The sequence below is a fragment of the Streptococcus sp. AS14 genome (genome assembly GCF_000286495.1).
GTDB lineage: Bacteria > Bacillota > Bacilli > Lactobacillales > Streptococcaceae > Streptococcus > Streptococcus sanguinis_P.
Map to the genome: position 1 here is coordinate 326,515 of NZ_ALKI01000012.1, position 21,928 is coordinate 348,442.

24 protein-coding genes are annotated in these 21,928 nt (G+C 49.0%); all 24 read left to right on the plus strand.

Annotated features, from left to right (window positions below):
* Positions 1-2 precede the first annotated feature (2 nt).
* The 24 genes from HMPREF1150_RS05575 to nikA all read left to right on the plus strand — a co-directional run bounded on the left by HMPREF1150_RS05575 (position 3) and on the right by nikA (position 21,911).
* Positions 3-704: a cobalt-factor II C(20)-methyltransferase gene (locus tag HMPREF1150_RS05575; protein ID WP_009659831.1), complete on the plus strand. Its 702-nt coding sequence runs from the start codon at positions 3-5 to the stop codon at positions 702-704.
* Between the two features lie 69 nt (positions 705-773).
* Complete coding sequence (locus HMPREF1150_RS05570) at positions 774-1,508, plus strand: energy-coupling factor ABC transporter permease (RefSeq protein WP_002901131.1); 735 nt, start codon at positions 774-776, stop codon at positions 1,506-1,508.
* Positions 1,505-1,810 carry an energy-coupling factor ABC transporter substrate-binding protein gene (locus HMPREF1150_RS05565; protein WP_002896451.1) on the plus strand — a complete coding sequence of 102 codons (306 nt, stop codon included), beginning with the start codon at positions 1,505-1,507 and terminating at the stop codon, positions 1,808-1,810. Before HMPREF1150_RS05570 ends, HMPREF1150_RS05565 begins: the two co-directional genes overlap by 4 nt.
* Before the next feature lie 116 nt (positions 1,811-1,926).
* On the plus strand, positions 1,927-2,601 hold the full coding sequence (locus tag HMPREF1150_RS05560; RefSeq protein WP_009659691.1) for a CbiQ family ECF transporter T component: 675 nt from the start codon (positions 1,927-1,929) through the stop codon (positions 2,599-2,601).
* Between the two features lie 62 nt (positions 2,602-2,663).
* Positions 2,664-3,479 (plus strand): energy-coupling factor ABC transporter ATP-binding protein, encoded by an 816-nt coding sequence (locus tag HMPREF1150_RS05555; protein WP_009659615.1) that lies wholly within the window; start codon positions 2,664-2,666, stop codon positions 3,477-3,479.
* Positions 3,464-4,963, plus strand: a complete 1,500-nt coding sequence (locus tag HMPREF1150_RS05550) for a cobyric acid synthase (protein WP_009659648.1) — start codon at positions 3,464-3,466, stop codon at positions 4,961-4,963. Before HMPREF1150_RS05555 ends, HMPREF1150_RS05550 begins: the two co-directional genes overlap by 16 nt.
* Positions 4,960-5,535: a cob(I)yrinic acid a,c-diamide adenosyltransferase gene (locus tag HMPREF1150_RS05545; RefSeq protein ID WP_002896444.1), complete on the plus strand. Its 576-nt coding sequence runs from the start codon at positions 4,960-4,962 to the stop codon at positions 5,533-5,535. Before HMPREF1150_RS05550 ends, HMPREF1150_RS05545 begins: the two co-directional genes overlap by 4 nt.
* A gap of 11 nt (positions 5,536-5,546) precedes the next feature.
* Positions 5,547-5,978, plus strand: coding sequence for a bifunctional precorrin-2 dehydrogenase/sirohydrochlorin ferrochelatase (locus HMPREF1150_RS05540; RefSeq protein ID WP_009659744.1), 432 nt, complete (start codon positions 5,547-5,549; stop codon positions 5,976-5,978).
* Between the two features lie 15 nt (positions 5,979-5,993).
* Entirely contained in the window at positions 5,994-7,247 is a 1,254-nt protein-coding gene (gene hemA / locus HMPREF1150_RS05535; protein ID WP_009659803.1) for a glutamyl-tRNA reductase, read from the plus strand.
* On the plus strand, positions 7,234-8,154 hold the full coding sequence (hemC, locus tag HMPREF1150_RS05530; protein ID WP_009659578.1) for a hydroxymethylbilane synthase: 921 nt from the start codon (positions 7,234-7,236) through the stop codon (positions 8,152-8,154). Before hemA ends, hemC begins: the two co-directional genes overlap by 14 nt.
* Complete coding sequence (locus tag HMPREF1150_RS05525; RefSeq protein WP_009659762.1) at positions 8,139-8,864, plus strand: uroporphyrinogen-III synthase; 726 nt, start codon at positions 8,139-8,141, stop codon at positions 8,862-8,864. Before hemC ends, HMPREF1150_RS05525 begins: the two co-directional genes overlap by 16 nt.
* Positions 8,851-9,822 (plus strand): porphobilinogen synthase, encoded by a 972-nt coding sequence (hemB, locus tag HMPREF1150_RS05520; protein WP_009659637.1) that lies wholly within the window; start codon positions 8,851-8,853, stop codon positions 9,820-9,822. The genes HMPREF1150_RS05525 and hemB overlap by 14 nt, the downstream gene beginning before the upstream one ends.
* Before the next feature lie 43 nt (positions 9,823-9,865).
* On the plus strand, positions 9,866-11,164 hold the full coding sequence (hemL, locus tag HMPREF1150_RS05515; RefSeq protein ID WP_009659579.1) for a glutamate-1-semialdehyde 2,1-aminomutase: 1,299 nt from the start codon (positions 9,866-9,868) through the stop codon (positions 11,162-11,164).
* Positions 11,157-11,741, plus strand: a complete 585-nt coding sequence (gene cobU / locus HMPREF1150_RS05510) for a bifunctional adenosylcobinamide kinase/adenosylcobinamide-phosphate guanylyltransferase (protein ID WP_009659674.1) — start codon at positions 11,157-11,159, stop codon at positions 11,739-11,741. The genes hemL and cobU overlap by 8 nt, the downstream gene beginning before the upstream one ends.
* Positions 11,738-12,466, plus strand: coding sequence for an adenosylcobinamide-GDP ribazoletransferase (gene cobS, locus HMPREF1150_RS05505; RefSeq protein WP_009659788.1), 729 nt, complete (start codon positions 11,738-11,740; stop codon positions 12,464-12,466). The genes cobU and cobS overlap by 4 nt, the downstream gene beginning before the upstream one ends.
* Positions 12,463-13,035, plus strand: a complete 573-nt coding sequence (locus HMPREF1150_RS05500; RefSeq protein ID WP_009659714.1) for a histidine phosphatase family protein — start codon at positions 12,463-12,465, stop codon at positions 13,033-13,035. Before cobS ends, HMPREF1150_RS05500 begins: the two co-directional genes overlap by 4 nt.
* Positions 13,036-13,086: 51 nt before the next feature.
* Complete coding sequence (locus tag HMPREF1150_RS05495) at positions 13,087-14,190, plus strand: NADH-dependent flavin oxidoreductase (protein ID WP_009659655.1); 1,104 nt, start codon at positions 13,087-13,089, stop codon at positions 14,188-14,190.
* 116 nt (positions 14,191-14,306) lie between these two features.
* A complete protein-coding gene (locus HMPREF1150_RS05490) occupies positions 14,307-15,902 on the plus strand; it encodes an ABC transporter substrate-binding protein (protein ID WP_032905442.1) in 1,596 nt (531 codons plus the stop codon).
* 3 nt (positions 15,903-15,905) lie between these two features.
* A complete protein-coding gene (locus HMPREF1150_RS05485; RefSeq protein ID WP_009659784.1) occupies positions 15,906-16,688 on the plus strand; it encodes an ABC transporter ATP-binding protein in 783 nt (260 codons plus the stop codon).
* Complete coding sequence (locus HMPREF1150_RS05480) at positions 16,685-17,455, plus strand: ABC transporter ATP-binding protein (RefSeq protein ID WP_004188146.1); 771 nt, start codon at positions 16,685-16,687, stop codon at positions 17,453-17,455. Before HMPREF1150_RS05485 ends, HMPREF1150_RS05480 begins: the two co-directional genes overlap by 4 nt.
* A complete protein-coding gene (locus HMPREF1150_RS05475) occupies positions 17,445-18,428 on the plus strand; it encodes a M14 family metallopeptidase (RefSeq protein ID WP_009659688.1) in 984 nt (327 codons plus the stop codon). The genes HMPREF1150_RS05480 and HMPREF1150_RS05475 overlap by 11 nt, the downstream gene beginning before the upstream one ends.
* Positions 18,421-19,416, plus strand: a complete 996-nt coding sequence (locus tag HMPREF1150_RS05470; RefSeq protein ID WP_002902484.1) for an ABC transporter permease — start codon at positions 18,421-18,423, stop codon at positions 19,414-19,416. The genes HMPREF1150_RS05475 and HMPREF1150_RS05470 overlap by 8 nt, the downstream gene beginning before the upstream one ends.
* The gene (locus HMPREF1150_RS05465; RefSeq protein ID WP_009659665.1) at positions 19,409-20,218 is read left to right on the plus strand and encodes an ABC transporter permease; all 810 of its coding nucleotides are present in this window, start codon (positions 19,409-19,411) and stop codon (positions 20,216-20,218) included. The genes HMPREF1150_RS05470 and HMPREF1150_RS05465 overlap by 8 nt, the downstream gene beginning before the upstream one ends.
* Before the next feature lie 85 nt (positions 20,219-20,303).
* Positions 20,304-21,911, plus strand: a complete 1,608-nt coding sequence (gene nikA / locus HMPREF1150_RS05460; protein ID WP_002907159.1) for a nickel ABC transporter substrate-binding protein — start codon at positions 20,304-20,306, stop codon at positions 21,909-21,911.
* Positions 21,912-21,928: the final 17 nt, after the last annotated feature.

Below are 21,928 nucleotides of genomic sequence, written 5' to 3' on the forward strand. Positions count from 1 at the left end.
GAATGGCAAAATTTTACGGAATTGGTGTGGGACCGGGTGATAGCGAGCTAGTGACTATCAAGGCCAGTCGGCTTTTGGAAGACTTAGATATTCTCTATACACCAGAAGCTAAGAAGGGAAGCAAGAGCTTTGCATTAGGTATTGCAGAGCCCTATCTGAAAGAGCATCTCGAAATCAAGCAGCGGCATTTCCCTATGGTCCGTTCCAATTCGACCAAAGAAGTCCAGTGGCAGGCCATCTCTGCTGAAATCGCAGAGGATGTCAAGTCTGGCAAGAATGTCGGCTTTATCACACTGGGTGACCCCATGGTCTATAGTACTTACAGCTATCTGCTGGCCCTGCTGGAAAAGGAAATCGACTGTCAGACCATCCCTGGTATCACCTCTTTCTGTAGCATGGCTTCTGAGCTAGGTCAGCCTCTGACCATGGATGAGGAGTCTCTGGCGGTCATGCCGGCTACGGCTTCTGCTGAGAAGATTGAGGCGGCGCTTGAGCTGCATGACTCGATTGTGCTGATGAAGGTGGCCAATCACCTAGATACCGTCCTGCCCCTGCTCGAAAAGCTCGGTCTCTTGCAGCAGACTTTTATGGTTAGCAACTCTTCGACGGACAAGCAGCAGACTATGCTGGGCCTCGATGGAATCACACCAGAAACCAAGCTGCCTTATTTTACTACCTTCCTCGTGAAAAAGAAGATTTTTTAAAATCAGAGTCTATGTTCAAGGATGAAGATTCATTCTTGTGAGCTCAGGCTCTTAGAAAAGGAAAAAAACATGAAACTATTAAAAAATAAAAAAGTAACTTTCGTTGCCTTGCTGGCTATTTTGGCGGTACTGAGTACCCAGTCTGTGTCAGCTATGCATATCATGGAAGGCTATCTTCCACTCTTTTGGTGTATCTTCTGGTTCGCCGTATTCCTGCCTTTCTTTGTAGTAGGCTTGATGCGCATCAAGAAAATCGTTGCAGAGGATCCAAATTCCAAGACTATGCTGGCCTTGTCCGGTGCCTTTATCTTTATTCTGTCTTCTTTGAAGATTCCGTCTGTTACAGGATCTAGCTCGCATCCGACCGGGGTTGGTCTGGGGACAGCTATGTTTGGCCCATCCGTTATCAGCGTTTTGGGAACCATCTGCTTGCTCTTCCAAGCCCTTCTCTTGGCTCACGGCGGCTTGACAACTCTGGGTGCCAATGCTTTCTCAATGGCAGTGGTTGGTCCATTTGTTGGTTATTTTGTCTACAAGTTTGCTAAATCCATTAAGCTTTCTACACCAGTTTCGATCTTTATCTGTGCTGTGATTGCGGACTTGGCGACTTATGCGACAACTTCTATCCAGCTCGGTTTGGTCTTCCCAGATGCTAACAGCGGCTTTGTTGGTTCTGCACTGAAATTCATGGGTGTCTTCTTGACTACTCAAATCCCAATCGCTATCGTAGAGGGATTGCTGACAGTTGTCCTCTATAACTTAATCTCAGAAAATGTCAAAGAAAGAGCAGGTCTGTTCAAATGAAAAAATACAAGAATATCATCTTAATCTTGGCTGCAGTAGCAGTCACTCTAGCTGCCTTTATCTTTGCACCTAAGGGTGTGGAATACAGTGGAACAGATGACGCTGCTGAAAAAACCATTAGCTCTATCCAAAAGGACTATGAGCCTTGGTTTTCACCAATCTTTGAGCCAGCAGGTCCGGAAGTAGAAAGTCTGCTCTTCACCCTGCAAGGTAGTATTGGAGCGGGTATTATCTTCTATGTCATTGGCTACCACAAAGGGAAAAAGCAAGGCCAACAAAAGGAAAACTCTGAACATAAATAAAAGCCTTCAACAGTATGAGCGAGCTCTGGTTCTTGATAGCGATTAAGCCTATTTGGGACCGGAGCTGCTCTGTACTGGGGGTATGGTAAAAACAAAGCTAGAAAGGAGCTCTCCACTTGTTTGCGATTGATAAATACGCCTATCAAAATCGGCTGAAAAATCTGCCGGTTGCTTATAAATTTGTCATCTATCTGCTCTTGTTAGCTGCCAGCTTTTCTGGTGTCAGGAGTCTGCAGCTAGGACTTATCATCTTGGTGGCGCCTCTGACTTGCTATGTGGCTCGGCTTCCGTGGCTGCGCTATCTGAAGTGGTATCTGCATGCCAGTATCTTTATCCTGATTAGTCTCTTGACCTTTGTCTTGACCTATCAGAACAGTCAGGAGCAGCTCTTGCTGGCCTTGCCTTTAGGTCAGGGCTATCTGGGCATCAGCCAATCTTCTGTTCAGCAGACCATTTTTATCCTCTTGCGCATCTATTCATCTTTGGTTTCGACTTATTTCTTTGTCCTGACGGTGCCTTTTGCTCAGATGCTGCGGCTTTTTAAAGCCATGCATGTGCCACGGGTACTGCTAGACTTGATTGTCCTCATGTATCGCTTTATTTTCCTGGTCTTCTATGAGTTTGTGACCATTCGGGATACCTTGGACTTGAAATTCTCCTTTTACAATAAAAGGAAGCAACACCAAGCTTGGGGCAGATTAGCCAATACTCTTTTTGTTAAATTGCTAGATGATAATCAGCATTTAAATGAAGTACTGACGCTAAGATTTGATGCAGAGCACAGTGAATAATGAAAGCGCATTTACAATAAGACTGCTTTTATACTATAATGGAAAGTAGATAGGAAACATAGATGTTACAAGTAAAGAATATTTCTTTTTCGTATGACGAAAATCCAACGCTGCACGATATTTCTATGGACTTCGAAGAGGGCCGGATTACTGGCATTCTGGGAGTCAACGGTTCAGGTAAGTCTACCATCATGAAAATCATCACCCGACTGCTCCAACCGCAGAAGGGCAGTGTTTTATATGATGGTCAGCCTGTAGGCGACTCTAAGAAGGCCTTGTTCCAGTATCGGCAGCATGTCAATATGGTCTTTCAGAATCCGGAGCAGCAGCTCTTTTATACCATTGTGAAGGACGATATTGGCATGGCCTTGGAAAACTTAGGCTATGAAGAAAACGAGATAGCAAGCAGAGTAGCGACAGCTTTAGAGATGATGGACATTTCCCATCTGCAGGACAGACCCTTGCAGTATCTGAGCTACGGCCAGAAAAAGCGGGTGGCTATTGCAGGTATGCTGGCCCTGCAGCCCAAGTATCTGCTGCTTGATGAGCCGACGGCAGGACTGGATCCCAAAGGACGGGACCAGATGGCAGCGACCATGAAAAAGCTAGTCCAGGCTGGAACCAACATCATCGTATCTAGCCATGACATGGATCTGATGTATGACTGCTGTGACTATGCCTATCTGCTGCAGAAGGGGCATTTGATTGCGGAGGGCAGCAAGTTTGATTTCTTCCAGCAGGGAGATCTGCTAGTAGAGGCAGGCTTGGCTGTACCTTGGATTGTCAAGCTTCATCAGACTATCCAGACGCCGCTGGCAGAAAATGAAGCTGCTTTCTTTGAGCAGCTAGGAGGACATGTAAAATGGTCAAATCATTGATGGTACAGGGGACTGCCTCTGATGCTGGGAAGAGCATTATTGCGGCGGGGCTCTGCAGGATTTTCAAGCAGGATGGCCTAGAAGTGGTACCTTTTAAGTCGCAGAATATGGCGCTTAATTCCTTTATCACCAAGAAAGGAGATGAAATGGGCCGGGCTCAGGTCGTTCAGGCTGAGGCAGCTGGCAAGGAGCCGGATGTCCGCATGAACCCGGTCCTGCTCAAGCCCACGTCTGACCGCAAGTCCCAGGTTGTTTTTCTAGGACGAGTACTGCGGGATATGGATGCCGTCGAATACCATGAATACAAGCAGCAGCTCCTGCCTAAGATTAAGGAAGTCTATGAGGAGCTGGGCGCTGAGAATGATATCATCGTCATTGAGGGTGCTGGCAGTCCAGCTGAAATCAATCTCAATGACCGAGATATTGTCAATATGGGCATGGCCAAGCTGGTTGATGCGCCAGTTATTTTAGTGGCAGATATTGATAAGGGAGGCGTCTTTGCCTCTATCTACGGAACGATTGAGCTCATGCCATCTGAGGATCGCAAGCGGATCAAGGGTGTTATTATCAATAAATTCCGTGGCGATGTGGCCTTGCTACAGTCTGGCATTGATATGATTGAAGAGCTGACTCAGGTGCCGGTTATCGGAGTCGTGCCTTATGCCCAACTGGATATTGACAGTGAAGACAGTGTGGCCCTGGTACAGAAAAGCCGGCGCTTTGATAGCAGAAAGAGTCTGGATATCGCAGTTGTCAGCCTCAAGCGCCTGTCTAACTTTACGGATTTTCATAGTCTAGAAATCCAGCCGGATGTTTCTGTCCGCTATGTCCAGCCTGGTGATGCAATCGGTCGGCCGGATCTCTTGATTCTGCCGGGCAGCAAAAATACCATCGAAGACATGAACTACCTACGCGAGTCTGGTCTTGAAACCGAGATTCTCGAGTGTCTGGAGCAGGGCGTGCGAATCTTTGGCATCTGCGGCGGCTATCAGCTGCTGGGGCAGAAGATTAGTGACCCGCTGCACCTAGAGTCTGACTTAGAAGAGATTAGCGGGCTGGGTATTTTAGAGACCGAGACGGTGCTTCAGCCGGTCAAGAGGACGACTCAGGTCAGAGCTCTGCATGAGGGGCAAGACTTAGAAGGCTACGAGATTCACATGGGCGAAACCCAGCTGGCGGATAGCCTTGAGCCATTTTCCATCATCAAGGAGCAAAATGGTGAGGCGACCGAGCGTCTGGATGGAGCAGTGGGTTATGGCGGTCAGGTGCAAGGAACCTACCTTCATGGGGTCTTTGACAATCTAGAATGGACTCGTCAGTACCTGAATGAACTTCGTCTGGCTAAGAGCTTAGAACCGCTCAAGGACCAGCTTGTCAGTATCAAAGACTTTAAAGACAGAGAGTATGATAAGTTGGCAGACGTCCTGCGCCAGTCTTTGGATATGGAGCAGATTTATCAAATCATCAACAGAGAAGAAAAATGAGAATTTATACGAAATACGGTGACAAGGGCTTTACACGCCTCTACGGTGGGGACCGAGTATCCAAGACCCATATTCGGGTCGAAGCTTATGGAACGATGGATGAGCTATGCTCGCATCTAGGCTATGTCGTATCTGAGATGCGTGACTATCCCATCTTGGATGACCTACGTCTAGAATGCGAGGAAATCCAGCAGCATCTCTTTGACTGCGGCAGCGACTTGGCTACACCGAGGGAACTGCGTCCCTACAAGCAAGAGCCAGCCAATGTCAGCTGGCTGGAGGAGCGGATGGATGAGTATATGCATATCCCTCCGAAAATCGACCGCTTTATCATTCCGGGCGGCCATCGGATTGCGAGTCTTCTGCATGTGGCCCGCACCATGACCAGACGCTTGGAGCGCCGGATGGTGGCTGTTATAGAGGCAGATGAAGCGGTCAATGAGATAGGATTGATCTATATCAACCGCCTGTCAGATTACTTTTTTGTGCTGGCTCGATTGGTCAATGACCGTCTAGAGGAGCCAGATACAATCTACAAACGCAGCGCGAAAATCTTTCGGGAAAAGAAATAGGAGAAGCTAGCATGTATCCAGTCATGATTAATATCAGAGAGAAGAAAGTCGTGGTAGTGGGAGGCGGCAAGGTCGCAGCGCGGAAGATTAAGACCCTGCTGGCTGAGCAGGCTGCTGTGACAGTGGTCAGTCCGACTCTGCATGCTGACATTCCACAGGCGGAGATCCAATGGCTAGCTAGACCCTACCAGACAGGCGATTTGGAAGGCGCAAAGCTAGTCTTTGCCTGTACAGATCAGGAGAAAGTTAACCGTCAGATTATGGTGGATGCGGCACCCAGTCAACTGGTAAACAATACGGGCGACAAGACCTTTTCTGACTTCTACAATGTAGCCATTGCGCGAAAGAAGGACGTATCTGTCATGATCTCGACCAACGGTCTCTCGCCCAGCCGTTCCAAGGAGATTCGCAAGAAGATAGAAGCAATTTTAGACCAACTTTAAAAGAAGGAAAGAAGCATGCACCTATTATATGTGGGTTTGACCCATCGGGAAACGCCACTGACAATTTTGGAAAAAGCGCATTTTTCAGATCGGGAGGGGCTGAAAGCTCTGAAGCTCCTGAAAAGAGAAAAAAGTATCTTGGAAAATATTATCCTGTCCACCTGCAATCGGACTGAGCTCTATCTGGTGGTGGACCAGCTGCATACTGGCCGCTACTATTCCAAGCATTTTTTGGCGGACTGGTTTCAAATTCCTGTCAAGGAGCTGGAAGAGTATTTAGTCTTTCGTGAGGGGGATGAGGCCTTGCGGCATCTGCTGCGGGTCTCCATCGGCCTAGAATCCAAAATTGTCGGTGAAAGTCAGGTCTTGGGCCAGCTCAAGCAGGCTTTCTTGACAGCGCAAGATGCTGGTACGACTGGAATTGTCCTCAATCAGGCTTTCAAGCAGGCGCTGACCTTTGCTAAGCGCATGCATGATTCTTATCGAATCAATGACCGGCCTATTTCTATCGGTCTGACGGCTATCCAAGAATTGGACCGACTGGGGCTGGATTACAGCACTAAAAAGGTGGCTGTAATCGGTTTGGGAGAGATTGGTCAGCTGGTGACTAAGTATGCCTTGCAGCGTCCATTCGAATCCGTTATGCTGCTCAATCGGACGGTCAGCAAGGCCCAAGCATTTCTGACAGAGGACAGGGTATCTGCCCATGGCTGGGATGAATTGGAAGCGGTGCTGGCGGATGCGGATGTGGTTTTTTCGGCAGTTAAAACGGAAGAATACATTATCTTTCCCTCTATGCTTAAGGAGGGTGCAATTGTATTTGACCTTTGTCTGCCTCGTTCCTGTCATCCGAGCTCATCTCTGAAGCTCTATAATATTGAAAATCTAACCAATCAACTGGAGCAATACAAAGCGGAGCGGCAGGAGATTGCCGGTCGGATTGCTTTGGAGATTGATGAGGAGCTGGTCAAGTTTGCTGACTGGCGTCAGCAGCTGGGCATTATTCCTTTGATTCAGGAAATCAGGGATAAGGCTTTGGAAGCTCAAGCTTCGGCCATGGAAAGCCTTAATCGTAAGTTTCCGGATTTGACCGAGCGGGAGCAGAAGCAGATTTCCAAGCACATGAAGAGTATTATCAACCAAGTCTTGAAGGAGCCAATCTTGCAGCTCAAAGAGCTGTCAGTCGGAGAGCATTCAGACTATGACATTGCCTTGATTGCCAAGATATTTGGCTTGCACAGAGAAAGGGGAAAAGATGAAGGTCATTAAGGTAGGAACCCGCAAGAGTAAGCTGGCTATGACCCAGACCCAGCGGTTAGTGGACCAGCTCAAGGCGATCCATCCAGAGCGGGATTTTGTCCTCGTTCCCTATACCACAAAAGGAGATCGCTTGACCCATGTCAGCCTCCAGGAAATTGGCGGCAAGGGAGTCTTTGTCAAGGAAATCGAACGAGCCCTCTTAGCTGGTGAGATTGATATGGCGGTCCACAGTCTCAAGGACATGCCGGCTAAGCTAGCTGAGGGCTGTGCGCTCGGTGCGATTAGTCAGCGAGAAGATGTTCGAGATTGCTTGATTTTCCGTCAAGCTGGCCAGACGCTGGCTAATCTTCCTGAGGGCGCTCTTATAGGAACCAGCAGCATTCGCCGACAGGTTCAGCTGCAGGCTCAGAGGCCGGATTTGACTTTCAAGCCACTGAGGGGCAACATTGATACACGTATCAAGAAGCTGGAAGAAGGCGAGTACGACGCCATTGTCTTGGCTATGGCCGGTCTTAAACGCTTGGGCTGGCTGGACCAAAGCCGTCTTCACATTCAGCCTTTAGAGACCAGTCTTTGTCTGCCAGCTATTTCTCAGGGCGCTTTGGCGGTGGAATGCCGGAAAGAGGATGAGGAGCTGCGGCAACTGTTGGCAACTGTTCAGGATGAGAAGACAGCTGCTGAAGTGTCAGTTGAGCGGGAAGTTTTGGCTCAGATGAATGCAGACTGTACTTTCCCTATCGCTGCTTTTGCCCAGAAAAAGGGTCAGGACTATCAGTTAGAGGCCATGCTGGCCAAGGAGGACGGCCAATGTGTCTTTGTAAGCCTTCAAGGGCAAGATGGTCAGGAATTGGCAGAGCAGGCTGTGCGCCAGATAGCCGATAAGGGAGCAGTAGGAATGCCATGGTTAAAAAAATAATCTTTACCAGAGAGCAGGCGCCGGACTCTGCCTGGCTAGAAAAGATCAGACAGGCAGGATTTGAGACGCACCATGTCCCTCTCATTCGCTGTCAGTCTTTGCCCTTACCAGAAGCTGTTCAAGCAGTTCTGCCAGAAGTCGACTGGGTCTTTTTTACCAGCGCTGTCGCAGTAGAGGCTTTCAGTCCCTATCTGAAAGCGGACTTCCAGATTGCGACCATCGGGCCTCAGACCAGTCAGGCGCTGGACAAACTAGGCCGAGACTGTGATTTTCAGGCCAGCAGCCACTATGGTCTTGACTTTATTCAGGAGTGGCTGGCTTTGGATCTGCCGACGCAGAAGATCTTGCTGCCCCAGAGCAGCTTGTCCAATCCCAGTCTGGCTGAGAAGTTAAAAGAAGCAGGTCATGATGTCTGGGCTTGGCCTATGTACGAAACGACCTCAAACCCTGCTGGTCAGGATCAGCTCGAGACCTATCTGTCCCAGGAGGATGTGATTTGGACCTTTGCCAGTCCATCGGCTTGGCAGAGTTTTTGTGCTATTAAGCCCCATCTAGCGTCTAGTCATCAGATTGCAGTGATTGGGCAGACAACGGCTCAGGCAGTCAAGGAGTCCGGCTATGGGGTAGACTACCAGCCCCAGAGTCCTTCTGTTGAGGAAATGGTCAAGGAAATAATCAAGAAAGAAGAGAAGAAGCATGGAATTTTATAGACATCGCAGACTGAGGAGAAGCAGCGGTCTACGGCAGCTGGTTCGAGAAACCAAGCTGTCTGTGGATGATTTTATCCAACCCTTGTTTGTCAAGGAAGGTTTGACTGAAAAGCAAGAAGTAGCCTCCATGCCGGGAGTTTATCAGTTCTCCCTCGAGGATTTGCTGCCAGAAGTGCAGGAATGTGTGGACTTGGGCATTCGGGCTTTTATCGTCTTTGGCATTCCGTCAGAAAAGGACGAAAGAGGCAGTCAGGCTTCAGCTGAAAATGGCATTGTGCAGGAAGCTATCCGTTTGATCAAGAAGCATTTCCCTGAGACGGTCGTCATTGCAGACACCTGTCTCTGTGAGTTTACCAGTCACGGCCATTGCGGCATTTTACGAGGGGAGGAAGTGGACAATGATCTGTCTCTGACTAGACTGACAGAAGTCGCTGTCAGCCAAGCCAGGGCTGGAGCAGATGTCATTGCGCCTTCCAATGCCATGGACGGTTTTGTGGCGGCTATCCGTCAGGGGCTTGATGCGGCTGGCTTTGAAGACATTCCCATCATGTCCTATGCGATTAAGTTTGCCTCTAGCTTTTATGGGCCTTTCCGAGATGCTGGCGAGAGTGCTCCGGCCTTTGGTGACCGCAAGACCTATCAGATGGATCCGGCCAATCGCTTGGAGGCTCTAAGAGAGGCCAAGAGCGATGAGGAGCAAGGAGCAGACTTTCTCATGGTTAAGCCGGCTCTGGCCTTTCTGGATATCCTCAGAGAGCTGCGCCAGGAAACTCAGCTGCCTTTGGTGACCTATAATGTCAGTGGAGAATACGCTATGGTCAAGGCAGCAGCCCAGCAGGGCTGGATCAATGAAAAAGCTATTGTTATGGAAACTTTGACCAGTATGAAAAGGGCTGGAGCAGACTTGATTATCACTTATTTTGCCAAAGATGCGGCCGGTTATCTGAAAGAAGGATAGAGACTGCGGAAAATCAGCAGTTTTCTAGATAAGGAGGACGAACTTGAAGAGAGAACATTCCAACCAATATTTCACAGAGGCTCAAAAGCTCTTTCCAGGCGGGGTCAACAGTCCTGTCCGGGCTTTTAAGGCTGTGGGCGGCCACCCGCTTTTTATCGAAAAAGCCAGCGGAGCCTATCTGCATGATGTCGATGGCAACCGCTATATTGACTACGTCCTGTCTTGGGGGCCTATGATTTTGGGGCATGCTCCTAAGGATGTGTTGCCAGCAGTTGAGGAAGCTATTTGGGAGGGGACCAGTTTTGGTGCTCCGAGCCCCAGAGAGATTGCCCTCGGCCAGCTGGTGCAGGAGCGTCTGCCTTTCATGGAAAGAATGCGGATGGTCAATTCGGGAACGGAAGCGACCATGAGCGCCATTCGGGTAGCGCGTGGAGTGACCAAGCGCTCTAAAATTGTCAAATTTATCGGCTGCTATCACGGTCACAGTGATTCATTTTTGGTTCAGGCTGGTTCAGGCCTGGCCAGCTTTGGGATTGCTGATTCTGCCGGAGTCATTGCTCAGGTAGCTGGGGAAACTCTGGCCTTGCCTTACAATGATACAGATGCTCTCAAGGCTTGCTTTGAAAAGCACGGAGACGACATTGCCTGTGTCATTTTAGAAGCCGTTGCTGGCAATATGGGCTTGATTCCAGCGGATGCGGACTTTATCAGTACTATTCGCTCCCTCACTCAGGAATACGGCTCTCTCTTCATCGTGGATGAGGTCATGAGTGGTTTCCGAGCTCATTATCAGGGGGCAGTTGGCCTCTATCAGACAGATCCGGATCTGGTCTGCTTGGGTAAGGTTATCGGTGGCGGCTTCCCAGTCGCAGCCTTTGGCGGCAAGGCCCTCTATATGGATCAGGTAGCGCCTCTAGGCAGCATCTACCAGGCTGGTACCCTGTCGGGCAATCCAGTCGCCATGACGGCCGGTTATGAAACCCTGAAACAGCTAACACCGGAGCTCTTTGCTGAGATTGAAGAGAAAACAAGCTACCTCTGTGATGGCTTGCGAAATCTAGCAGACAAGTACAGCATTGATCTGCAAGTCGTATCAAAAGGGACCATGTTTGGCTTCTTCTTCAGTCAGAAGCCGGTCCGCAATTTTGAGGATTCTAAGGCGGCTGACCATGCTCAGTTTGCACGACTGCACGGTCTCTTGCTGGAGCAGGGCATCTATCTGGCACCATCTCAGTATGAAACCAACTTTATGTCCAGTGCCCATACTAGAGCGGACCTAGACCAGACCTTGTCAGCCTTTGAGCAGGCATTTCAAGAAATGAAAGAAGAAGCAAATGGCTAAGATTGTGTTAGTGACAGGTGGTGCCAGAAGCGGTAAGTCGGCATTTGCGGAGGATCAGTTAGCTGACCGAGAGGAAGTCTGCTACATTGCGACCGGCCTGCCTCGAGGAGAGGATCCAGAATGGCAGGAGCGGATTCGACTACACCAAGAACGCCGGCCGGCTTCCTGGACAACTCAGGAGCAGTATGCAGGGCTGTCCGACTGGTTGCGAGAGCAGTCGCATCCGGTTTACCTGCTGGATTGTGCCACCCTTCTGACCAACAATTGCCTCTTTGATTTGATTGCCCAGCATTTTCCAGACAAGCTGGATCTGACGGAGGAGCATTTTCTCAGTCGGCAGGAGCAGTCTTTCCTGCTGCAGCTCTTGGAAGAAGAATGGCAAGAGCTCCTATCTACAATCCGTCAGACTGATGCTGAGTGCTGGATTGTAACGGACGAGGTTGGACTGGGCATTGTCCCAGAGACCAGACTAGGTCGCTTTTTCCGTGATGTGCAGGGCAAGATTAACCAACTGATTGCAAAGGAGGCGAGTGAGGCTTATCTAGTCATCTGCGGCCTCGCTCAGCAGTTGAAATGATAAAGGCATTGATTATCTATACCCAATTTTTTAGCCGGATTGTGATTCCAAAGGCAGTAGATATTTCCTATCTGCGACGGGGTCTGCCTTTTCTGACCCTCTTTGGCCTTTTGCTGGGTTTGATTTCAGGTGGATTTTATTTCCTGACGAGCCTAGTCCTGCCAGGGATGGTCGCTTGGGTTCTGACCCTTGCTTTCGATGTTCTGCTGACAGGCGGTTTTCACTTAGATGCTCTGGCGGATACGGCAGATGGTCTCTTCTCCTCTCGTAAGAAGGAGCGGATGCTGGAGATTATGAAGGATAGCCGGATTGGCAGCAATGGCGTTCTGGCACTCATTCTCTACTATGCTCTGATGCTGGTTCTCTACCCTTATCTGCCAGAGCCTCGCTGGTTTATCGTGGCTAGTCTGACCATGATTGGCAAGGCTGGTCTGAGCCTACAGCTTTACCGGATGACCTATGCCAGAGAAGGTGGCGGCTCGGGAAATTTCTTCAGTGGTAGCAAGACTAGTCATATCCTGCTTTCCCAGCTTTTGCCTTTGCTCCTGTCTCTGCTGGTTTTCCGCTGGAGAGGCCTTCTGGCTTACGGCTTGGTATTTCTGGGAGCAATCGGCTATCGCCGGTTCGTTTATGATAAAATTGACGGCCACACAGGCGATACGCTAGGAGCCTATGTTGAAGTTGCCCAACTCCTCTATCTCTTAGGATTGGTGGTGCTAGGATGAAAAGATGGTATCTAATGCGGCACGGTCAGACAGACTACAACCGCAGGCGCTGTTTCTATGGTAGCCATGATGTCTCTGTCAACGGGCAAGGTCAAAAAGATGCCAAGCAGCTGGCCCTGCTGATGCAGAAGCATGCGATTGATGCAATCTACACTAGTAGTCTCAAGCGGACGCAGGAAACAGCCCAGCTGGCTTTTCCAGACAGGCAAGTCCAGCCCATAGCTGACTTTGATGAGCGGGGCTTTGGACAATGGGAAGGATTGACAGCTGATGAGATTGAAGCGGCTTTTCCAGAAGTCTGGCAGGCTTGGCTGGAAGCCCCCTTTGAGGTCACGCCTCCTGAAGCAGAAGTTTTCTCAGACTTTCAGACCAGAGTTTGGGCAGCAACAGACCGCCTGCTAGATACTACTGAGGAATCAATCGCTCTAGTGGCTCATTTGGGAGTCCTTCGCTTGATTTACCAGCATTTGGTTGACCGAGAGGCTGTTTTTTGGAACATTGATGTCCCCCAAGGACGAGTGCTGCTCTTGGAAGAGCGGGACCAGACTTGGCAAGCAACCTTACTCTAAGGCTTTATTATTAAAAAACAACATGATTTATCTTGGGAAAGAGGTGACCAGATGAATACACAGATTCAGGATGAATTCACTTTTAAAAATGGTCAGGCCATGCGCAATCGCGTTGTCTTGGCTCCTATGACCATCTGCGCTAGTGAGCCGGGTGGCTATGTATCTCAGGCAGATATTGATTTTTTTGCCCGCCGGTCTAGGTCGGTTGGTATGGTCATTACTGGCAGTACCTATGTCCATCCTCTGGGAAAGTCCTTTGCGGAGAGCTTCAGCGGCGCCGAGGACGATAAGATTGAGGGGCTTAGCCGTCTGGCCAAGGCCATCAAGGACCAAGGGGCTCTGGCTATTGTCCAGCTCTATCATGGTGGTCGTATGGTTCTGCCCGATTTGATTGACGGTCAGCCAGTAGCACCCAGCGCTGTCAAGGCTCCGCGCGATTATCTGGCAGAGCCGAGAGCGCTCAAAAACGCTGAAGTGGAGCAGGTGATAGAGGATTTTCTGTCAGCCATCAGACGGGCCATTCAGGCTGGCTTTGACGGAGTTGAGCTTCATGGCGCCAATACCTATCTGATCCAGCAGTTTGTCTCTCCCCATTCCAATGTCCGTCAGGACAAGTGGGGCGGCAGTCTTAACAACCGCCTGCGCTTTCCAAAGACCTTGCTGAAAAGAGCCAAGCAACTAGTCAAAGAAGAGGCCGACCGCCCCTTCCTGATTGGCTACCGCTTTTCTCCAGAAGAGATTGAAGAGCCAGGTATCCAGCTTTATGACATCCTGCAGTTGCTGGAGCAGCTCATCTATCATCAAGTGGACTATCTACATATTTCGACCTCTGATGTCTGGCGCTCGTCTATCAGAGATTCTCAGGACTCAGAGCCAGTGATTCAGAAAATTATCAAAAAAATTAATGGTAGAGTACCCCTTATTGGTGTCGGTCAGATAAAGACCAAGCAGGATGCCCAGCGAGTATTGGATGCGGGGATTCCGCTCCTTGCCCTCGGCAAGGCCCTGCTCCTAGACCCAGACTGGGCTGAAAAGGTTGTCTCCGGCCGAGAGGAAGAAGTCATCCGAACTTATCGCGATGAGTTGCAGGCTGACCTGGCTTTGCCAACTGCCTTTGTCGAAGATGCTAGAAGCTATCTGGAAGGAAAAGATTAAGACAAGCACATCCCCAAGGAGGAAAGAGGATGAGCAATCATTTGTTTTTCACTCGTCTGCTCTCTCATCTTCAGGACATAGAACCACCTTAGACAGAGAGCGAAGCGTATTTAGATTTGACTAGGACAGAACGTCTAAAAGTAGTTTACAAAATAGAAAAGGAATTTGAATATTTTATGAAATATTTAAAAAAAATAATGGTTTTAACCTTGGCAGGCCTAGCCCTAGCTTCCTGTGTAAACCCTAGCAAAACCAGCGAGCCTGCTGGCGATGGTGACAGCAAGACTGTGACTATTGGCTATACACAATTTCCAGAAAATATTGACCCAGCAGCGGAATACAATGGCTGGTTCACGGTCCGTTACGGAGTGGGAGAAACCCTCTTTAAGATGGACGACAAACTTGAGGTGAAACCTTGGTTGGCTGAGAAAATCGAAGCAGTATCAGACCTAGAGTGGAAAATTACCCTCAAGGATAAGGTTGTCTTCCAAAATGGTGAAAAAATGACCGGTGAAAAGGTCAAAGCTTCTCTAGAACGTCTGGTTGAGAAGAGTGAGCGGGCAGCTGCTGATCTGGGCATTGACAGCATTTCTGCAGAGGGTCAAACTGTGACCATTAAGACAAAGGCTGTTCAGCCTATCATGGCTAATCTCTTGGCAGAGCCCTACTCCGCCATTGTCGATACGACTGGCAAGAGCGCATCTGATAAGGCTCCTGTCGGAACTGGACCTTACATGGTGACCAAGTACACTCCTGAGAGCGGAGCAGAGCTCAAGGCTTATGACGACTACTGGGATGGTAAGCCAAAAGTTGCTAATCTGAAGATTAAATACTTCTCTGATCCGACAGCTATTTCTGCAGCCCTCAAGTCTAAGGAAGTCGATGCCGTCTATGGTCTGCCTTATGCAAATCTAAGTACCTATACTTCCGATAAGAACTACAAAATTTCTGAAGTAGAAGGTTCTCGCTACCTAGCTTACTACTATAACTTTGAAAATCCTTACGTAGCAGATGACAAGTTCCGCCAGGCTTTAGATACCTTGGTAGACAAGAAGACCTACTCAGAATCTCTCTTTAAAGGCTCAGCTGTGCCAGCTGTTGGACCTTTCCCTACTGGCTTTGCATTTGCCCTACAAAAGAGTGTCCATGAATTTGATGTAGAAAAAGCTAAGAAACTCTTGGATGAAGCTGGCTACAAGGATACTGACGGCGATGGTTATCGTGAAAAAGACGGTCAAAAAGTCAGCATTGAGCTGCTGTCCTTTACCCGTCTGCCTGAAATGCCGCTGGCTGTAGAAGCAAGCCAACAACAGCTCAAGGAAGTCGGAATCGAAGCGACTATTAAGAAAGTTGAAGTCAGTGCCGTTGCCAGTGAAAAGGACTATGCCTTCACACCTTATGCGGTGGTAGCAGCTCCGATTGGTGATCCGTATGCCTTCTTCAACAGTGCTGTTAAGACAAACGGTGCAGCTAATATTGGTCACTACAGCAACCCAGAAGCGGATAAGAAAATCGAAGAGCTGGCGACTGAAACAGATCCAGCTAAGCGCAATCAGCTCAGCAAGGAAATTCAAGAAATCATGGACAAAGACTACGGCTTTACTATTATCGGCTTCTTCAAGGTCGCTCTGGTAATGGACAAGTCCGTCTCTGGTTTGGAATCCCATCCAACAGACTACTATCACGTCAGCAACAAATTATCAAAGGAATAAAACATGCTGGATATAAAAGATCTTCTGGTGCAGTCAGCAGATAAAGTCATTCTCGATCGGGTCTCCCTCTCTCTTGCTGAGGGGGAGTCCCTTTCGATTGTGGGCGAGAGTGGCAGTGGCAAGTCCACCCTGCTCAAGATGCTGCTAGGTCTCCCTCTTAGGGGGCTGATAGTAACAGAGGGCAGTATTACCTTTGAGGGGCAGGAAATTCAGCCCCAGGGCCACCGCATTTATCTGCCTTTTGTAGGCCGAGAAGTGGCCTGGATTAGTCAGCATGCCAGTCTCAGCTTCAATAACCGCCGTAAGATCAAAAAGCATTATCAGGACTTGGTGAAAAATCAGGGTCAGCAAGCAACAAATCTCCGTCCCTTGGAAGAATGTCTAGAGATGGTGGGACTGCTGCCTGAAAAAGTCGTCAATAAGTATCCTTTCGAGCTCAGCGGTGGTATGATGCAGCTAGTCGGTGTAGCGCTGGCTCTAGCCAGCAGACCCAAACTGCTGCTGGCTGATGAGCCAACTAGCGCTCTGGATGTCCTGTCGAAAATGAAGCTGCTTGATCTCTTGAGCAAGCTTCATCAGGAGGAAAACATGGCCATTCTCTTTGTCACACATGATATCAGCGTAGCTGAGCATCTGGCGCAAAAAGTAGTCGTCATGAAAGAAGGGCAGATTGTCGAAAGCGGTCCAGCCTATCAAGTTCTCTGCCATCCTAAGCAGGCCTATACCCAGAAATTGCTGAAGGCTGTGCCCAAGCTGGCAGAGTTTAGAGAAGGGGAGCAGCCATGAGTCAAGTATTGGTCGGTCGCCAGCTGACCTACGAGTATGGTCAGATTGGTAATCGGAGAATCGGTGTCTTTGATATTGATATTAGCTTGGAAAAGGGACGAGCTATGGGGCTAGTCGGAGAGTCAGGATCTGGCAAGAGTACCATTGCCAATCTCATCTGCCGCTTTTTAAAGCCGGACCAAGGGGAGCTAACCCTACTGGGCCAGCCAGTCTCTGCCTACAGAGATAGAGACTACTATGCTCGGGTCCAGTACATCGCCCAGCAGCCCCAATCTACCTTTCATCCCAAGCGCAGCATTCAGCAGAGCCTAGAAGAGGTCTGTCGAAATTTCTCTCTCTATCAGCAGCCGTCAGATAGAAAGCAGGCCATCCATGACTTGCTGACCTCGGTCGGTCTGACAGCTGAGCTTGCTCAGCGGCTGCCGCATCAGCTGAGCGGAGGAGAATGTCAGCGGGCAGCTATTGCCCGTGCCTTGCTGATTAATCCCGATGTGCTCATCTGCGATGAAATCACCAGTGCTCTGGATGTGACCGTTCAGTATGAAGTCATGCAGCTGCTGGCAGACATCAAGGAGCGCTCGCAGACCTCCTTTCTCTTCATCTCTCATGACATCGCTCTGGTCAGCAATTTTGCGGAAGATTTGGTCGTCCTCAAGGACGGAATCGTGCAGGAGAAGGGCAGCATGCGAGAGGTCGTCTCTGCTCCCAAGAGTGACTATACCAAGCTCTTGCTCAGTCAGTACAGGGAGGATAAAGATGAGGATTAAGCAACAACTAGACTCTATGGCTCCATGCAGCAGCTATCAAGGAAGTCTGCCCATCACGGATGAGCTGGCTATCCAGTACACTCTGCTCAAAGGACAGGCCTCCCAGCCCTTGCTGACCATCAGTGCTGCAGTCCATGGCTGTGAGTATGTCGGGGTTAAAGCGCTGATGGACTTGGCGCATGAATGGGACTTTAACTTTCAGGGCTCTGTCCTCCTCCTGCATGCAGTCAATGTCAGCGGCTTTTGGGCTCGGGAGACGACGCTTGTACCTGAGGATGGCCTCAATCTAAACAGGATCTTTCAGGACCAAGAGCCAGTTTCCAGCCTCAGCTATCAGATTCGGTCTGTGATTGAGAGTCAGGTCTTTAGCGTCAGTGATTTCTTGATTGACCTGCACAGTGGCAATCGGGAAGAACTGCTGACCCCTCATGGTTACTATTCTCTGCGGGCAAATCCAGAGGTGATGGAAAAGTCCTATCAGATGCTGCAAGCTTCTGGGACACCGATAATCTACCAATCTCAGGACCGTGGCAATCTCTACCACGCTGCCTCGGTAGATTATGGACTGCCTAGCATCCTGCTGGAGCAGGGGGAAAACGGCACCTGTCTGCCAGAGGATGTTCTGGCCATGAAGGAGTCGGTCAAGCAAGTCGCCCGCTATCTTTTTGAAGGGAGCATGCCCTATTATAAGCAGGCGCCACTGATTTTTGACGACAGCTACTATCTGACCAGTCAGAGGTCGGGCTGCTGGATGTGCTTTGTTCGGCCCAATCAAACAGTACAGGCTGGTCAGGTCATCGGTGAAATCTGTGATATTTATGGCAATATTTTAGAAAAGGTGACTGCTAAGGAAGACGGTCTGGTCCTCTACCAGAAAGCGACCTTGGTCGTCCACCAAGGCGAAGTGCTGCTGGCCGTAGCCAGCAAGAAGCCTGAAAGCTACCAGACATCTGAAAGGGAGGCGCATGATTAAATTTATTATCAAAACAATTCTGCAATTCGTCCTCATCCTGCTCTGCGTCAGCTTCATCTCCTTTTTACTGGTTTATCTAGCACCGGGAGATCCGGCTGAGAGCATCCTCAATGCTCAGGGCATTCCTTTTACCAAGGAATTGCTGGAAATTAAGCGGGCAGAGATGGGGCTGAATGGCAGCTTTATGGAGCAATATCTGGCCTGGCTGGGCAGGATTGTCCATGGCGACTTTGGTGTGACCTATAATTCCGGAGCTTCGGTCTGGGAGCAGCTTGTTTTCTATTTTCCAAATACAGTCTACCTAGCTTTTTATACCCTGCTAGCAACTCTGGGAATTTCCTTGCCGACAGCTCTCTACACATCCTACCATGCTGGAAAGCCAGTTGATCGCTTCCTAATGGCGGGTCTGGCTTTTCTGAATGCCATTCCTAGCTTTGTTATGGGGATTATCCTGATTCTGATCTTTTCTGTTCAGCTGCACTGGTTTCCCATTCAGGCAACGGCCAATGAGCTGGGCTTGGTCTTGCCAGTCATAACACTGGCCATGATCATGTCCACTCGCTATATTCCGCAGCTGCGAACCGCTTTGATAGAAGTGTTGCATTCGCCAGAAGTCGAAGGTGCGCGTGGTCGGGGGATTCGAGAGGGGCATATCCTGCTGCATGATGTGATTTACAATGTCTTGCCCTTTCTCCTGACCTTGGTCAGTCTTTCTCTGGGCTCGCTCTTGGGTGGCGTGGCTATTATCGAGCACCTCTTTTCCTGGCCGGGCATCGGTAAGATGCTGATAGGAGTCGTTGCCAAGCGGGATTATCCTCTCATTCAGGGGGCGGTCCTCTTTATCACAGCTGGGGTCTTGACTGTAAATCTAGTCTTTCAACTGCTCACGGTTTGGCTCAATCCTCGCGTCCGACTGGCTCAGGAAAATCCCAAACTGCTGCCACGCACGAAGAAATTAAAAGCAAGCAAGGAGGGTTCGTATGGATAAGAAAATCAATCGAAAACTCTTGGTCTTGGGCGGCCTTATCATCCTAGCCCTGATCCTATCCTCCTTGGCTCCTCGTCTTTTGGGTGACAGTTTGACCAAGGTCAATCTGGGACAAGCCCTGCAAGGACCGAGCAGCAGTGAGTGGTTCGGAACGGACGCTCTAGGCCGGTCTGTCTTTGCGCGTGCAGTGAGCGGAGGTGCGGAAACAGTCCTGCCAGCCCTGATGATTCTAATGCTGATTGCGGCGGTGGGCTCCTTTATCGGGGTGACCAGCGCCTTCATCGGCGGGAAATTCGACCAGTTTATCTTGTTAGTTATCACGGCATTTCAGTCTTTCCCCTCTATCATTTTGGTTATTGCCATCGTCAGTATCTTGGGCATCGGTCTCCAGCAAACCCTCATCGCTATCTGCTTGACGGCCTGGACCAAGTATGCCTACCTGATGCGCTCTATGACCATGCAGCTGAAAAATGAACCCTATATCCAGTCCTCTAAAATGTATGGCAATAGTTTTTGGACAATCTTGAAAAACTATTATTTCCCCAGTCTTTTTCCTCAGATTCTGACGACCATGAGCTTTGACATCAGCACCATTATCATGGAAATCGCTGGTCTCAGCTTTGTCGGATTGGGAGCTCAGGCACCGTCGCCTGAGTGGGGAGCCATGATCAATGACGGCCGGATTTACATCCAGGAAGCTCCCTGGATTGTGGTCTTCCCTTGTATCTTACTGATTCTGACCATTCTCCTCTTTACCAAGTTCGGAGATGCTCTCAACAGCAAGTACAACCGCATGAATTGATCATAAAAAAAACATAAACTATAGCCCCCTATCTCTTGGGACTGCGATCATAAAAATATGAATACAAGAAAGTGATTCAATAAAAATGAGAAAAAAACTATTTTTATTAGTTGTCCTCTTGCTGCCCTTATTCTTGGTAGCCTGCCAGCAAAACTCAAACTCATCCAAACAGGTCGGTGAGAAAGACAAACTCACCATGGTCTGGGGAGAGGACTTTGGGGATGTCAATCCTCACCGCTACAATCCAGACCAATTTGTCATTCAAGATATGGTCTATGAAGGCCTAGTCCGCTACGGTGACAATGGTAAGATCGAGCCAGCCTTGGCTGAAAGCTGGGATATCAGCGAAGATGGTAAAACCTATACCTTCAAGTTGAGAAAGGCAAAATTCTCAGACGACTCTGACTTTAATGCTGAGAATGTCAAACGGAATTTCGATACCGTCTTTTCAGAGGAAAATAAGAAAAACCACACTTGGTTTGACTTTACCAACCAGCTGGAAAGCTATCGAGTTGTAGATGAGCATACCTTTGAAATTAAGCTCAAACAAGCCTACAGTGCGACTCTCTATGATTTATCAATGATTCGTCCAATCCGCTTCATAGCTGATGCTGCCTTCCCTGATGGAGATGATACGACCAAGGACAACCTCAAGAAGCCAATCGGAACCGGTCAATGGGTTGTCAAAGACAAGAAGCCAAACGAGTACATCACCTTTACCCGTAACGAAAAGTACTGGGGTGAAAAGCCTAAACTGAAAGAAGTAACTGTCAAGATTATCCCAGACCCACAAACCCGTGCTCTTGAGTTTGAGTCTGGCAATGTTGACTTGATCTATGGAAATGGCGTTATCGGTTTGGATAACTTTGCTAAGTATGCCAAGGATGATAAGTACACGACAGACGTATCTCAGCCAATGTCCAGCCGCCTCATGCTCTTAAATGCCAAGCAGGAAATCTTCAAAGACAAGACTGTCCGTCAGGCGATGAACCATGCGGTTGATAAGAAGTCTATCGCGAAAGACATTTTCCGCGGAACAGAAACACCAGCTGATACCATCTTCTCTAAATCTACCCCTCACTCTGACGCCAATCTGACTCCCTATGAATACGATATCGAGCTGGCTGAAAAGATGCTGGATCAAGCAGGCTGGAAGAAAGGCTCTGACGGTATCCGCGAAAAAGACGGCAAGAAATTAAGCCTGAATGTTCCTTATATCTCGTCTAAGGCGACAGACAAGGACTTGGTTGAGTACTTCCAGGGCGAATGGAAGAAAATCGGAATCGATGTTCAGCTTAAAGCTATGGAAGAAGATGACTACTGGGAAAATATTAAGACTGGCGACTTTGATTTGATGCTGACCTTCTCTTGGGGAGCACCTTGGGATCCGCATGCTTGGATGACTGCCCTGACTTCACCAGCAGACCATGGTCACCCAGAAAATGTTTCCCTGGAAGCTCTGCCATCTAAGTCAGAAATGGACAGCATTATCAAGGCGACACTGGTCGAACCAGATGAAGCAAAAGTTGATGAAGGCTACAAGAAAGTTCTCACTATGCTCCATGATGAAGCCATCTATATCCCTATTACTTACCAATCTGTTGTCTCTGTCTATCGCAAGGGAGAAATCAAAGGTATGCGCTTTGCCCCAGAAGAAAATGCATTCCCACTGCGCTATATTGAGAAAAAATAAAAACTGGCTTCATAACT